The sequence below is a fragment of the Veronia nyctiphanis genome, assembly GCF_004116385.1.
Taxonomy (GTDB): Bacteria; Pseudomonadota; Gammaproteobacteria; order Enterobacterales; family Vibrionaceae; genus Veronia; species Veronia nyctiphanis.
Genome location: NZ_PEIB01000014.1, coordinates 37,943 through 52,536 on the forward strand (window position 1 = coordinate 37,943; position 14,594 = coordinate 52,536).

Genomic DNA, 14,594 nt, shown 5'->3' on the forward strand with positions numbered 1-14,594 from the left:
AATAAATGGCTGACTCAGCGATGGATCTTCTGTTGGAAAGGGCAAAGTCAGACGAGCAGAACGCACAACTGGCGCTTGTTGCCGCTCAGCAAGAGCTGGAAGGTTACCGCCGACAGCTCGAACAAATTGAACAATACCGCTTCGATTACTGCAAACAAATGACCGCCAGAGGCCAGCAAGGCCTTTCCGCCAGTAACTACGGGCATTTGAATCGATTTATCGTTCAACTTGATGAAACATTGGCAAAACAGCGGCAAGCGGCAACATCTTTCGAACAGAAAGTCGAAGATTGCCGTATCTACTGGCACGATTGCCGCGAAAAATACCGTGCGTTGGAGTGGTTGTGTGAGAAACGCAAAAACGAAGAAAAAAAACGCGCAGAAAAAATAGAACAAAAACAAATGGATGAATTTGCCACTCTCTCCTATTTCCGCCAATTACAAAAAAAATCCAATTTGGCCTGATAATTGCTATCTAACAGTTAATAAAGCAATAAATGCGTTGATGAGCCTGATAAAACGGGCCATCTGACCTTATTAACTGATGATGGTAATCATATGAATCAGTCAGCACTTCCTCTTAGTGGCCTTTCACTGAAATCGGCACCTGCACCGACAGAGAGTAAAGCGGCGGCGCCTGATACGCGCACTGATAGCGAGACGTTTAAAGATACGTACTCGAATATGGTTGCAGACGATAAGCCTCTGATATTAAGGAGCCTGAAAAGGTTGAGAAAACCGAAAGTGCTTCTGTTCAGAAAACCGCATCGTCAGAAGAGCCTGAAAGTCAAAACGTGACTAATGATGAAGCTCAGTCTGATGCGGCCGTCGAAGGCCATTCAATGGAGGCTGACGCTGAAACGGCAGAGGGTGACCAGACAGACATTGCTGCTGAAGCGCCTGTTGATCTGGAAACAGAACAAGCCTTGTTGGACTCTAAAGCATTACTTGAACGATTAAATGCCTCTTCCGCTGCGCTTTCCGATGATGTAAAAATGGCTGCCTCGAGCAAGGGAGAGCTCATTGATGCACCTGTTAACGATGAAAATATCGTGTTTGAACCTACTGGCAAGACATTGCCGCAAACCGGCGTGTTACTTGCCGAGCAGTTTCGTTCAGCCAATCCTGAGGCCTCTGACGCCATAGATCCAAAGATACTCATTGATGGCGAAGTGGCTGAGTTGTCAGAAGCTGATCTGCAGCAACTGATCACGCTTATCCAAAAGTCACCAGAGCTTGCCGCCTCGCTCAGCAGTGAACAACTCGAAGCATTAAAGGCTGCTACACAATCACCTGAGATGCTTTCTGACGAACAAAAAACCGTGCTTGCAACACTCAGTAGTGAACTCAAAATTGCCGATAACGTTGTGTCTACTCAAGTGGCAAAAAGCGAGCAGGTAGATAACAAAGCGTTATCGATGAGCGATAAGCCGACACTTGATACATCAACGAAAGTGACGAGTACTGACGCAAAACTGGCAAGTCTGGAAATGATGAAGCATATTGCTTCACAGCAGGTAACTGACGCAGGCAAGCCACTACAAGACACCAGTCTAAAGCAATTCTCTCAACCCACTCAGATTGTCGCTGATCAGGCTGTCCAAGTGTCAACCCAAGCCAAACCTGAGTTATCACAGGCTGTGTTAGCGGCGTCTGGTTTCAGCCAGAGCGAGCTGCAAAAAGCGGTGAAAGAGGGAATATCTCCAGAGCTTGCGAAGTTGCAGCTTAATGCGCAGGCTGACGGTAAAATGGCGCAGGCTGAGGCAAAACCTGAAGTACTCGCCCAACAATTGGCGGCATCATTTGGCCAGCAAGGGTCAACCATTGCAGCAAAACTCGACACCAGCGTGGCACAAAGCCCACTGCAATTGAGTACCAATCAAAATGAAGCCGCTGCGGCTCTTGCTGAGCGCGTGAATATCATGATGTCAAAAAATTTACGTCAGGTTGATATCCGCCTTGATCCACCTGAACTTGGCCGTGTACAAATTAAGCTTTCAATGGGCAGCGATCAGCAGGCATCGGTTCAGTTCACGGTATCCAGTCAGCACGCCAGAGATGCATTAGAGAGTACGATGCCAAGGCTTAGAGAAATGATGCAACAACAAGGACTTCAGCTTTCTCAGTCCAGCGTTCAACAACAAGACAGTGGCAATCGACAGGCATTTAGTGGCGATGGCCAACAGGGTGATAACAAAGGTTCCTCTGACTCAGGTCACAATGGCGTAAAGTTAGAGGAAGATGCAAACACTTTGGTACGGGATTTGTATATTAGACCTGCATCGGACGGCGTTGATTACTACGCCTGAGCCAAAAACGTGTCATAAAGTCTTGGTGAAATAACCCATTAGTCACTCTGTAGGTAGATTGAGGTAGTAAATGGCTGACGAAGAACAGGAAAATACAGAAGAAGAAGGTGGTGGTGGTAAATCGAAACTGCTTATCATCATTATCGCTGCTGTCGTATTATTGGCGGGTGGTGGCGGTGCAGCCTTCTTTTTGATGTCAGGCGGTGACGAAGCGCCACCTGAAGCGACAGCATCGCAAGAGAAAGCGGTGTCTGATGCGCCACCTGCTCCGGCACTGTATGTTACGTTAGACATGCCATTTATTTTTAACGTGACCGGAGATAGTGCACACAGGCTGGTACAGGTAGAAATTCAATTGATGGTACGCGGTGAGTCTCATCAATTTATGGTTCAGCAGAATTTACCGCTGGTAGAGTCGGCATTACTGGAAGCATTTGGTAAAGCGACTGTACAGCAACTGCGAACAGCACAAGGACAGGATGAAGTCCGCCAGATGGCGGCAGAATCCGTTCAAAATGCGATGGAAAAAGCCATTGGCGAAGCGTCGTTGAACGGGTGTTATTCACTGGTTTTGTAATGCAATAGGTGTGATGTGACCGACTTACTCAGTCAGGACGAAATTGATGCTCTCCTCAGTGGTGGCGATCCGCCGGATGATGAGGTAGAAGCTGATGTGCCCGCCGAGAGTGGCAGTGCCAACAGCTACGACTTTTCATCACAGGATCGGATTGTCCGTGGGCGAATGCCTACGCTGGAACTTATTAATGAGCGCTTTGCCCGTCATATGCGGATCAGTATATTCAATATGCTGCGCAAGACGGCTGAAGTCTCGATCAACGGTGTCCAGACACTAAAATTTGGTGAATATCAGAATACCCTTTTTGTCCCGACCAGTTTGAACATGGTTCGCTTCCGGCCGCTTAAAGGTACCGCCCTGATAACGATGGAAGCCCGTCTGGTATTTATTCTCGTCGAGAACTTCTTCGGAGGGGATGGACGTTACCACGCGCGTATCGAAGGGCGTGAATTTACGCCCACAGAGCGTCGTGTTATCCGCATGCTGTTGAAGCTGATTTTCGAAGATTACATTGATGCCTGGGAACCAGTGATGAATGTGGAATTCGATTATCTGGATTCGGAAGTGAACCCAGCAATGGCGAACATTGTCAGCCCGACAGAAGTTATCGTGGTCAGCTCATTCCATATTGAGCTTGACGGTGGTGGCGGCGATTTCCACATAGTGTTGCCATACTCGATGGTAGAGCCTATCCGCGAAATGCTGGATGCTGGTATTCAGAGTGATAAGGGCGATACCGACCACCGTTGGACAACAGCGTTGGAAGAGGAAGTGATGGGTGTTGAGGTGCTTCTGACAGCAAAACTGCTCGAAACCCAATTGTCACTCCGTGACTGATGGAAATGGAACCTGGGGATGTGATCCCGGTGAAAATGCCAGAACATTGCACGGTGTTTATCGAAGATTTGCCGACCTTCCGAGGGAAGATGGGGCAATCGAATGAAAATATGGCGATAAAGATTACAGAAAAACTCAAGCGTCCTGAGGTCGCGAAAAGCGACATCATGCTGCTTGAGAAAAAAGAGTCAAAAAACAGAGATGAAGACTAAAGATATCTCTGTGAGAAATATGATGGCAGTCGAAATGACGAATACGGTGAATTGCGATGAGTGATGTAGAAGACGAATGGGCTGCAGCCCTTGCCGAACAGGAAGAAGTTGAGTCGGCTGCGAGGTGGCTCCCCTTGATGAACTTACTGATGAAACGGTAACGATCTCTGAAGACGAACAGCGCAAGCTGGATTCCATTATGGATATTCCGGTGACCATCTCGATGGAAGTGGGCCGGACAAATATTAATATTCGTAACCTTCTTCAGCTTAACCAAGGCTCTGTGTTGAACTTGACCGTTTGGCCGGCGAATCATTAGATGTGTTAGTCAACGGCACCTTGATTGCCCACGGTGAAGTGGTTGTGGTCAATGATAAGTTTGGTATTCGATTGACCGATGTTATCAGCCAGACTGAGCGAATCAAAAAGCTCAGCTAACCCAATAAATCGTTATTAAAAAGCACCTCTATTTATGAGGTGCTTTTTTTCGGCCTGAAATTTGCTTTATCCCTGTTTTATTCGGTTTATCAGTGGATGGCTCATAGATGGTGAAAAAGCTCCTCATCCTTTTCCTTGCCGCATTTTCGCTACCCGCGATGGCAGCACCACAGGCAGATTTAAACCTGGGTACCACATTGGTGTCTTTGCTGCTGGTGATTGGTTTGATTCTCGCGCTCAGCTGGATCGTAAAGCGACTTAAGATGCCAGGGCTGCCAAATGGGCAGTCAGGTATGAGAGTTATCAGTCAGTTAGCGGTAGGTCAGAAAGAGCGCGTTTTGGTTGTTGAGGTGAATAAAGAGCAAGTGATGATTGGTGTAACCAGTCAACAAATCACCTTGTTGAAAACGCTCAACGAACCGATGGATGTACCACCGCCTCCTGCATCTTTTAGCAAACACCTCAACCAGATACTGAAGAAAAATGAAAACGCTTAATATTTTACTTGTCATAATTTTGACGGTCTTTGGGTCGTATTCGTTGCCAGCGGTCGCTGATGACCAAGACGCTAATTTGGCCGCACAGGTAGTCACAGCGATTGAGAAGTCCGGTGATGCGTCAATGATCCAGCAGAAAAACACAGGTGGCGGTATTCCGGCACTGACCATGACGGTTAACCCTGATGGCAGTGAAGATTACTCGGTAACCCTACAGATCCTGGCGCTGATGACGGCGCTAGGCTTTTTGCCTGCCATTGTGATTTTGATGACGTCGTTTACTCGAATTGTTGTCGTGATGGCCATTCTTCGTCAGGCGATGGGCTTGCAGCAAACACCGTCTAACCAGGTGATTATCGGTATAGCCATGTTTTTGACGTTTTTCATTATGTCACCGGTTATTGACCGAATGAATACGGATGCGATTCAGCCTTATATGAATGAAAGTATCAGCGCCCGAGAAGCATTTGACCGTGTTCAGGTGCCGCTGCGTGATTTCATGCTCAAGCAGACCCGAGTCAAAGATTTGGAGACCTTCGTGAACATGTCAGGCTCCGATGCAACGGATCCGGCTGACGTTCCGATGACGGTATTAATTCCGGCTTTCATCACGTCAGAATTGAAAACGGCTTTCCAGATTGGTTTTATGCTGTTTCTGCCGTTTTTGGTGATTGACTTGGTCGTCGCATCGGTATTGATGGCCATGGGTATGATGATGCTATCGCCGATGATTGTTTCGTTACCGTTCAAATTAATGCTCTTTGTGCTGGTTGATGGGTGGAACCTGATTTTATCTACCCTTGCCGGAAGCTTTGGATAGAGGGCTGAATCATGACTCCAGAGCATTTTGTCGGGCTATTTCAGGACTCATTGCAACTGATATTGATTATGGTGTCGGCGATTGTCCTGCCAGGATTGTTGGTTGGTCTGATTGTGGCGATTTTTCAGGCCGCAACATCGATTAACGAACAGACATTGAGTTTCCTGCCAAGGCTTATTGTTACTCTGCTGGCGCTGATGTTTTTTGGCCACTGGATGACAAGACTGTTGATGGAGTATTTCTTCCGATTGATCGAAGAAATGCCCCAGTTATTGTACTGAGAGCATAAATGGAATATCCCACATCGATTATTCTCGACTGGATGGCCAACTACTTTTGGCCATGGACGCGCATTTCGTCCATGTTGATGACGATGACGTTTTTCGGTGCCCGTTTTGTGCCAGTGCGGATTCGTTTGTATCTGTCTTTAGCCATCACGTTTGCTGTTATGCCAGCCATACCGGCAATGCCTGATAATATCGAACTGGTCTCTTTCGGTGGCTTCGTCATGCTTGCGCAGCAAGTGCTGATTGGTGTTGCCATGGGAACTGTGACCCAGTTTGTTATTCAGACCTTTGTTTTGCTGGGACAGATTCTCGGTATGCAGTCGAGCTTGGGTTTTGCTTCCATGGTCGACCCTGCCAATGGTCAGAATACGCCATTGCTTGGTCAGCTCTATTTATTCCTCGTCACCATGCTGTTTCTGGCTACTGACGGACACTTAGAGATGCTGAAGCTGGTGGTGATGAGCTTTAAAACCTTACCTGTGGGCACGGCGCTGACAGCGCTTGATTATCAGGCGATGACGCAATGGTTCGGTATTATGTTCAGTGTCGCGCTCAGTATTTCTTTGGTTGGAGTCATCGCCCTGCTGACAATTAACTTGTCTTTTGGTGTCATGACCCGTGCGGCACCTCAGCTGAATATTTTCTCGCTGGGTTTTGCCTTTGCACTGCTGATTGGTCTGTTTGTCAGCTGGTACATCCTCATTGGTATTCTGCCGAAGTACCTACAACACTGGCAAACTGGGGTGAATGCGGTATGCGACCTTATCCGTTTGAACTGCGAGCAGTAAGGAGCGTGATGCGTGGCTGAGAGTGACGGTCAGGAACGTACAGAAGACGCCACGCCCCGAAGGCGTGAGCAGGCGCGGGAGAAAGGTCAGGTTCCGCGCTCAAGAGAACTGGCGTCTGCTTCGGTACTGGTTATCGGCGCTCTGTCATTAATGTGGTTTGGCGAAGATCTTGGCGGTGGCTTAATGGATGTCATGAAGCAGATGTTCAGTTTATCGCGCGAAGAAATCTACGACGTACATCGCTTATGGCTGATTTTATCTGGCTCGGTCTGGCATATTTTCTGGCCGTTGGCGCTTATTCTCATCACCTTATTCGGCGCTGCTCTGGCGGGGGCTGCGGGTATTGGTGGCGTCAGTTTTTCTTGGGAAGCGGCGAGGCCAAAGCTTTCAAAGATGAACCCGTTGAGTGGTTTAAAGCGAATGCTGGGCAAGCAAAGCCTTGTTGAGCTGATCAAGTCGATTCTTAAAGTGACATTGGTCAGTGGTGTGGCTGTCTTTTTGATGTGGTCAAGCCTAAATGATTTTCATCAGCTAACAATTGAGCCATTCCCAATCAATCTCTACCACGCACTCGACATGTTGCTGAACTTCGTGTTGTTGATTTGTTTGTCATTATTGTTGGTGGTTGCTATCGATATTCCTTTCCAGATTTGGCAGCACAATGAACAACTGAAAATGACCAAACAGGAAATCAAAGACGAATTTAAAGAGACGGAAGGTAAGCCAGAAGTCAAAGGCCGAATTCGTATGTTGCAGCGTGAAATGGCGCAGCGCCGTATGATGGCCGAGATCCCGACTGCTGACGTTGTAATTACCAACCCGGAGCACTATTCGGTTGCGCTGCGCTACGACAGCTCCCTTGATAGAGCACCTGTTGTAGTTGCAAAAGGTATTGATTTTACGGCGATGAAAATTCGTGAGATCGCCACTGAATACGACATCACCATTGTCCCCGCACCGCCACTTGCCCGTGCGGTCTATTACAGCACGGAACTTGAGCAACAAATTCCTGACGGCCTTTTCACCGCCGTTGCGCAGCTACTGGCTTACGTCTTCCAGATGAACCAATACAAGAAGGGTCGGGGCAAACGTCCACAACCTATCAAATCTGAGATGTTGCCAATACCGTCAGAATTACGTCGCTAGTGATTGTTTGACATCGCTTTCGCTATCAACTTACTGACAAATCAACGAAAAAAAAGCTGGTTCATTTTTTGCTTATAACTCCAATAATCGATTATGGAGTTCGAAGAACAACGACAATGAAAGCTGCTTTGCCGTTACTCAATAAGGTCCAAGAGAAAATCCCTTTCAAATATGAAGGGGGGATGCCAGCCATCGGTGCGCCAATCCTCGTATTGGCAACGCTGGCTATGGTGGTATTGCCAATGCCACCTATGCTGCTCGACCTGATGTTCTCTTTTAACATTGCCCTTTCTCTGGTTGTGCTGCTGGTGACGGTCTATACCCGTCGCCCGTTAGACTTTGCTGCTTTCCCTACCGTTCTGCTTATCGCTACCTTGATGCGACTTGCGCTGAACGTCGCATCCACGCGTGTAGTCCTGCTACATGGTCATGAAGGGCCGGGCGCTGCCGGTCAGGTGATTGATGCCTTCGGTAACGTAGTTATCGGCGGTAACTATGCTGTTGGTCTTGTCGTCTTCCTTATCCTGATGATCATTAACTTTATGGTTGTCACAAAAGGTGCCGGGCGTATTTCCGAGGTATCTGCGCGTTTCACCCTTGATGCTTTACCCGGAAAGCAAATGGCAATTGATGCTGACTTGAATGCGGGATTGATTGATCAGGATCAGGCACGCCTTCGTCGTTCAGAAGTCACCAAAGAAGCGGACTTTTACGGCTCGATGGACGGTGCGTCAAAGTTTGTTAAAGGAGATGCAATCGCCGGCATCCTGATCCTTGTCATTAACATCCTCGGTGGCCTCAGCATCGGGATGATTCAACACGATGTCAGTTTCTCGAAAGCGATTGAAATCTACACCCTGCTGACCATTGGTGATGGTCTGGTCGCGCAGATTCCATCGCTACTGCTGTCAATTGGCGCTGCAATCATGGTGACTCGTCAGAATACTGACGAAGACATGGGGCAGCAGGTTGTCTTCCAGCTTATCGACAACCCTAAGGCACTGGTAATCGCAACGGGCATCTTGTTCGTTATGGGTGTTGTTCCGGGCATGCCACACGTTCCGTTCCTTTTCTTGGCATTTATTTGCGGTAGCTTCTCTTATTGGAAAATCCGTCAGCAGAAAAAAGCCAAAGAGGCTGATGAAGCTGAACCTGCTACCGACATGGTTGCGCCTAAGCCAAAAGAGCTGTCTTGGGATGATGTGATGCCTGTTGATGTGATTGGCTTGGAAGTCGGTTATCGACTGATTTCCATGGTAGACCGAGATCAGGGCGGTGAACTGCTTGACCGTGTAAAAGGGGTGCGCAAGAAATTGTCACAGGACTTTGGTTTCCTCATCCCAGCGGTTCATATTCGTGACAACCTTGAGTTACCGCCTAACAGCTATCGCATTACCTTGATGGGGGTTGCCGCAGGCTCGGCAGATATTCGTCCAGACATGGAGCTGGCAATCAACCCGGGGCAAGTATTTGGCCCGCTTGACGGCGAGCAAACCCAAGACCCGGCGTTTGGTCTTGATGCTGTCTGGATTGACAAAAAGCAGCGTGAACATGCGCAAGCGTTGGGTTATACCGTGGTTGATTCCGCCACGGTATTGGCGACTCACCTTAGCCAGTTGCTGACTAATAACGCAGAGCGCTTGTTGGGGCATGAGGAAGCGCAGAACCTGATTGACCTTCTGGGTAAACAAGCCCCACGCCTGACGGAAGGTTTGATACCGGATTTGTTAACTCTGGGAGCCATCGTAAAAGTACTGCAGAACCTACTTAACGAGGCGATTCCAATCCGTGATATCAGGACGATTGTACAGACACTTTCTGAGTACGCGCCGAAGAGTCAAGATCCTGACATTTTGACTGCCGCTGTCAGAATCTCGTTACGTCGAATGATTGTTCAGGAAATCAACGGCATAGAACCAGAATTACCTGTTATTACTCTGGCTCCTGAGCTGGAACAGATATTGCATAAAACAATGCAGGCAGCGGGTGGTGAGTCCACGGGTATTGAACCGGGACTTGCAGAACGCTTGCAACAGTCGTTATCAGAAGCGACTCAGCAACAAGAACTCCAGGGTGAGCCTGCGGTGTTGCTGACATCAGGTGTACTGAGAGCGACGCTGGCTAAGTTTGTTAAAAATACGATTCCGGCACTGCGTGTTCTGTCTTATCAGGAAGTACCGGATGAAAAACAAATCAGAATAGTGAACGCCGTTGGCAACTGATGTTTGAATCAGTGATGTGAGACAAAGAATTTGAAGATTAAACGATTTTTTGCAAAAGACATGAGAACAGCGCTAAGCCAAGTGAAAGAGTCACTGGGCTCTGATGCTGTCATTATGTCTAACAAGAAGGTCACTGGTGGCGTCGAAATTGTCGCTGCAATTGATACCGAGACATCACCCAGTGACAGCCGTAAGGAAGCTGTTCGCTCGCAGGTCGCACAGGCCATGGGCGAGAAGCAGCGCCGTCTTGCCGATGACAAAGTGGATATCCGCTCTCGTCAGCAAGATGAAAATCCTGCGCAAGCCTCCTTAAGCAGCAAGTTTTCATCACTGCTGAACCGTTATCAAGGAGAGCCTGAGCCTGCGCTTCAGCAGCAAGACTCAGCGCCAGCGGATAGCCTAAAAAGTTTGTTGGCACGTCAGCAAAATGCGGGTCAGAGCGCGGGGCAAAAAGCACCTGCGCAAAATGCTCCTTCACCAAAGTCCCCACAAGGTGGTCTGACGCGTACTCGTAATCATAACCATGCCTTCGGTGGCGATTACGAGCGCCAGCAACAGGAAAAGAGTCAGAAACTCGACAGTCTGTATCGCCAGAAAATGAAAAGTCAGGGGCGTGGCGAAGGTCTCCCTGCTCTGAGAAGAGAGCAGGAGCGTGGTGGCCTGAGAGGCGCTGAAATCCTCGCGAGGGCGGGTTGACTGATCCACGCGCGGCGGTGGGAATAATGGAGAGATGGAGGCCATGAAAAAAGAAATGGCTTCTATCCGAAATCTTCTTGAACATCAATTATCCGGTCTAATGTGGCAGGAAGTTGAACGCAAAGAACCGTTGCGCGCCATGCTGATAAAACGGCTTGAAGCGATGGGACTTTCTCCCTTCCTGTCTGACCAGCTTGCGGGATATATCCCTGAAGATACACCTGCTGCTGAAGCGTGGACGGCAGTCACTGAGCTGTTGACAGATCAGGTGATCACCAGTGACGGAAACATTTTAGAACATGGCGGTGTGATAGCACTGCTGGGGCCAACAGGCGTCGGTAAAACGACGACTATTGCCAAGCTTGCTGCACGTGCAGCGATGGACTTCGGCCCTGAAGAAATAGCACTGGTTACGACAGATACCTATCGTATCGGTGCACATGAACAGCTTTCGACGTACGGAAGAATTTTGGGTTGTCCGGTAAAAATTGCAAAAGATGCAGACGAACTGGCCGATATATTGTATCAGCTACGGCATCGCCGTTTAGTGTTTGTTGATACCGCAGGCATGGGCCAAAGGGATATTCGCCTCACTGAGCAGTTAGATACGCTGATTCAGAATAGCGGATCGCACATACGAAGCCTATTGGTACTGCCAGCAACCGCACAGCGTAAAGTGCTACAGGAAACCATAGATCATTTCCGTCGAATACCTTTATCTGGATGCGTCCTCACTAAACTGGACGAATCCTTAAGTCTGGGTGAACTTCTGAGTGTCACCATTGAAAATGCGCTTCCGGTTACCTTTCTCGCTGATGGTCAGCGGGTTCCGGAAGATATCCGTCATGCCAGTGGGCAGTATCTGGTCGCTAAGGCCAGTGAACTTTTAGACAGTGACAATGAGCAACAGCACACTTTCTGGAGCCATGATGTACCAGAGTCAAACTCGGCAGATTTCTATGATTGAGAGCACCATGCAGGATCAAGCCAGCGGCCTCCGCCGTATGAGGAGTCCAACACGGACCAAAGTCATTACAGTGACCGGCGGAAAGGGCGGTGTAGGTAAAACAAACATTACGCTTAATATGGCGGTAGCCATGGCTAAATCTGGAAAGAAAGTCATGGTTCTTGATGCAGACCTTGGCCTTGCCAACGTAGATGTGCTACTTGGACTTCGCGTAGGCAAGAATCTTTCTCATGTCATGCAAGGATTATGTGATCTTAAGGACGTTATCGTCGAAGGTCCGCATGGTATGAAAATTATTCCTGCTTCATCTGGCATGCAGGGAATGACGGAATTGTCTCCCGCTCAACATGGCGGTTTGATTAGAGCATTTGGCACACTGGATGAAGAGATTGACGTCTTGCTGGTCGATACTGCGGCGGGCATATCAGATATGGTGCTCAGCTTCTCACGAGCAGCGCAGGATGTGTTAATTGTTGTTTGCGATGAGCCAACATCAATCACTGATGCATATGCGTTAATCAAGCTTTTGAGCCGGGAACATGGGGTAACACGATTCAAAGTTGTTGCCAATATGGTCAGGAGTTACCGCGAAGGGCGAGATTTGTTCACAAAATTAACCCGGGTAACAGAAAGATTTTTAAATGCTAATCTAGAATTAGTAGCATGTGTTCCAATTGATGAACGAGTACGTCAGTCGGTAAGAAGACAAAAAGTCGTTGTGGATGCATACCCAAGCTGCCCTGCCGCTCATGCACTTACTGCATTGTCGAGCAAAGCGCTGACTTGGCCCATACCACATAGCCCAAGTGGCCATTTGGAATTTTTTGTTGAGCGTTTGCTGGTAAGAGAAGAACTTCCGGGGGACGTCCAGAGTGAATAGAGCATTGACCTATAATCGAACTGGAACCGCGCCGGATGCTCTCATTGCACAGTATTCGTCATTGGTAAAACGCATTGCACATCATATAATTGCGCGCCTGCCGCCCAATGTTCAGGTAGAAGATTTGATTCAGGCGGGCATGGTTGGACTGATCGAAGCGAAGCAAAACTATGATCCGTCAAAGGGAGCAAGTTTTGAAACTTATGCGGGAATCCGTATACGGGGTGCCATGCTCGACGATATTCGTCGGGGAGATTGGGTACCGAGATCAGTTCACAAAAATAACCGCCAGATTGGCGAAGCGATTGCTGTGCTGGAGAACGAACTGGGTCGCGACCCCAAAGATAACGAAATCGCAGAGCGGTTAGGTATGTCACTGGCGCAGTATCACCAGGCACAGACTGACATAAATAATGGCCGATTAGTTGGCATGGAAGACCTAGGAATTACCGAAGAAGTGTATTCCGTAGGCGGTCAACACGAAGAGAATTTAACTTTTCAGGAAGTTTCAGATGGTAGCTTTAAATCGCATCTCGCGGACGCTATCAAGAAACTACCAGAGAGGGAAGCACTGGTCCTGTCCCTTTATTACGATGAGGAACTCAACCTCAAAGAGATAGGTGCCATTATAGGGGTTAGCGAATCCCGAGTTTGCCAGATTCAAAATCAGGCAATGCAGCGGTTACGAACCAAGCTATCAGCTTGGTCGAATTAAGTTTACAACAATAAGAGACCTCACCGGAGGCAACTTTGAACACTAATATGAAAATCCTCGTTGTTGATGATTTCTCAACAATGCGCCGTATCGTCAAAAATCTTCTTCGTGATTTAGGATTTAACAATACAGTTGAAGCCGATGACGGTTTGACTGCTTTACCGATCTTAAAGCAGGGTGGGATTGATTTCGTCGTAACGGATTGGAACATGCCGGGCATGCAGGGTATTGAGCTGCTCAAGCATATTCGTGCCGATGAATCGCTGCGCCATTTGCCAGTCTTGATGATCACTGCTGAGGCTAAACGAGAGCAAATCGTTGAAGCCGCACAAGCTGGTGTTAATGGCTATATCGTTAAACCATTCACTGCTGCAACGCTCAAAGAGAAACTGGACAAGATTTTCGAGCGCATGTAATCCCTGTTCCTGCAGTTAAGGATAATAGGTAAATGATTTCACTCGACCAAGCGAGAGAGCTGGTCAGTTTACTCGAGGATGGGAAGCAGGAAGATGCGAATGCAATGCTTGCGTCGCTCGTCGATGATGCGAGTAACCCGCTCTTCAACGAGGTCGGAAAACTGACACGGCAATTACATAACTCACTGACAAACTTCAGCCTTGATCGAAGAGTCAGTGACCTGGCAACCAGTGAAATTCCGGATGCCAAAGACAGATTAAATTTTGTCATTGAGAAAACTGAGACAGCGGCCAACCGCACCATGGATGCGGTTGAAGCAACGCTTCCGATAGCGGACAACTTATCAACGTGTCTGTCTCAGGTTCGCCCTCAATGGAATGCGTTAATGAGCGGAAGAATCGAACTCGACCGCTTCAAAGAATTGTGTCACCAAATCGACGGTCTACTCGGACAGGTTGAAGGTGATACAACAACGCTGCAAAGCCAGTTACACGAAATCCTGATGGCTCAGGATTTTCAGGATTTGACCGGACAGGTTATCCGTCGCGTGATTGATTTGGTACACGAGGTAGAACATCAGCTTGTTGAGATACTGACAGCATTTGGTATGCATCAACATGATGAGAAGAGTGAGCACCCAGCTGTTTCAGTTGAGAGTGTAAGCAAAGAAGAGTCTGCCGTTATGGCGGAAGGACCGATTGTTAACGAACAAGAGCGTCAAGACAAAGCAGTGATGCAAAGTCAGGACGACGTTGACGATTTGCTCTCCAGCCTTGGGTTTTAGGGG

13 protein-coding genes and 4 pseudogenes are annotated in these 14,594 nt (G+C 48.2%); all 17 read left to right on the forward strand.

Translation table 11 applies throughout. The features are described 5' to 3' along the window. Positions 1-5: 5 nt before the first annotated feature. Positions 6-464: a flagellar export protein FliJ gene (gene fliJ / locus CS022_RS12500; RefSeq protein WP_129122557.1), complete on the forward strand. Its 459-nt coding sequence runs from the start codon at positions 6-8 to the stop codon at positions 462-464. 93 nt (positions 465-557) lie between these two features. Continuing rightward, the gene (locus tag CS022_RS12505; protein WP_129122558.1) at positions 558-797 is read left to right on the forward strand and encodes a hypothetical protein; all 240 of its coding nucleotides are present in this window, start codon (positions 558-560) and stop codon (positions 795-797) included. Then, entirely contained in the window at positions 794-2,308 is a 1,515-nt protein-coding gene (locus CS022_RS12510) for a flagellar hook-length control protein FliK (RefSeq protein ID WP_129122559.1), read from the forward strand. Before CS022_RS12505 ends, CS022_RS12510 begins: the two co-directional genes overlap by 4 nt. A 70-nt stretch (positions 2,309-2,378) precedes the next feature. Next, positions 2,379-2,893 (forward strand): annotated as a pseudogene (gene fliL, locus CS022_RS12515) (flagellar basal body-associated protein FliL). Positions 2,894-2,900: 7 nt separating this feature from the next. Beyond that, positions 2,901-3,934 (forward strand): annotated as a pseudogene (gene fliM, locus CS022_RS12520) (flagellar motor switch protein FliM). A gap of 56 nt (positions 3,935-3,990) precedes the next feature. Next, a pseudogene (gene fliN / locus CS022_RS12525) lies at positions 3,991-4,372 on the forward strand (flagellar motor switch protein FliN). Between the two features lie 107 nt (positions 4,373-4,479). Then, complete coding sequence (fliO, locus tag CS022_RS12530) at positions 4,480-4,869, forward strand: flagellar biosynthetic protein FliO (protein ID WP_129122560.1); 390 nt, start codon at positions 4,480-4,482, stop codon at positions 4,867-4,869. Then, positions 4,856-5,689 carry a flagellar type III secretion system pore protein FliP gene (gene fliP, locus CS022_RS12535; RefSeq protein WP_129122561.1) on the forward strand — a complete coding sequence of 278 codons (834 nt, stop codon included), beginning with the start codon at positions 4,856-4,858 and terminating at the stop codon, positions 5,687-5,689. Before fliO ends, fliP begins: the two co-directional genes overlap by 14 nt. An 11-nt stretch (positions 5,690-5,700) precedes the next feature. After that, positions 5,701-5,970: a flagellar biosynthesis protein FliQ gene (gene fliQ / locus CS022_RS12540; RefSeq protein ID WP_129122562.1), complete on the forward strand. Its 270-nt coding sequence runs from the start codon at positions 5,701-5,703 to the stop codon at positions 5,968-5,970. 8 nt (positions 5,971-5,978) lie between these two features. Next, positions 5,979-6,764 (forward strand): flagellar biosynthetic protein FliR, encoded by a 786-nt coding sequence (gene fliR / locus CS022_RS12545; RefSeq protein WP_129122563.1) that lies wholly within the window; start codon positions 5,979-5,981, stop codon positions 6,762-6,764. 12 nt (positions 6,765-6,776) lie between these two features. Beyond that, a complete protein-coding gene (gene flhB, locus CS022_RS12550; RefSeq protein WP_129122564.1) occupies positions 6,777-7,910 on the forward strand; it encodes a flagellar biosynthesis protein FlhB in 1,134 nt (377 codons plus the stop codon). Between the two features lie 182 nt (positions 7,911-8,092). Further along, positions 8,093-10,132, forward strand: coding sequence for a flagellar biosynthesis protein FlhA (gene flhA, locus CS022_RS12555; protein ID WP_235869491.1), 2,040 nt, complete (start codon positions 8,093-8,095; stop codon positions 10,130-10,132). A 30-nt stretch (positions 10,133-10,162) separates the two neighbouring features. Beyond that, a pseudogene (gene flhF, locus CS022_RS27720) lies at positions 10,163-11,795 on the forward strand (flagellar biosynthesis protein FlhF). Beyond that, positions 11,788-12,675: a MinD/ParA family protein gene (locus CS022_RS12565; protein ID WP_129122566.1), complete on the forward strand. Its 888-nt coding sequence runs from the start codon at positions 11,788-11,790 to the stop codon at positions 12,673-12,675. The pseudogene flhF and the gene CS022_RS12565 overlap by 8 nt, the downstream one beginning before the upstream one ends. Further along, a complete protein-coding gene (locus CS022_RS12570; protein WP_129122567.1) occupies positions 12,668-13,390 on the forward strand; it encodes an RNA polymerase sigma factor FliA in 723 nt (240 codons plus the stop codon). Before CS022_RS12565 ends, CS022_RS12570 begins: the two co-directional genes overlap by 8 nt. Positions 13,391-13,437: 47 nt before the next feature. Then, positions 13,438-13,806 carry a chemotaxis response regulator CheY gene (gene cheY, locus CS022_RS12575; protein WP_068904085.1) on the forward strand — a complete coding sequence of 123 codons (369 nt, stop codon included), beginning with the start codon at positions 13,438-13,440 and terminating at the stop codon, positions 13,804-13,806. A 32-nt stretch (positions 13,807-13,838) separates the two neighbouring features. Continuing rightward, entirely contained in the window at positions 13,839-14,591 is a 753-nt protein-coding gene (locus tag CS022_RS12580) for a protein phosphatase CheZ (protein ID WP_129122568.1), read from the forward strand. Positions 14,592-14,594: the final 3 nt, after the last annotated feature.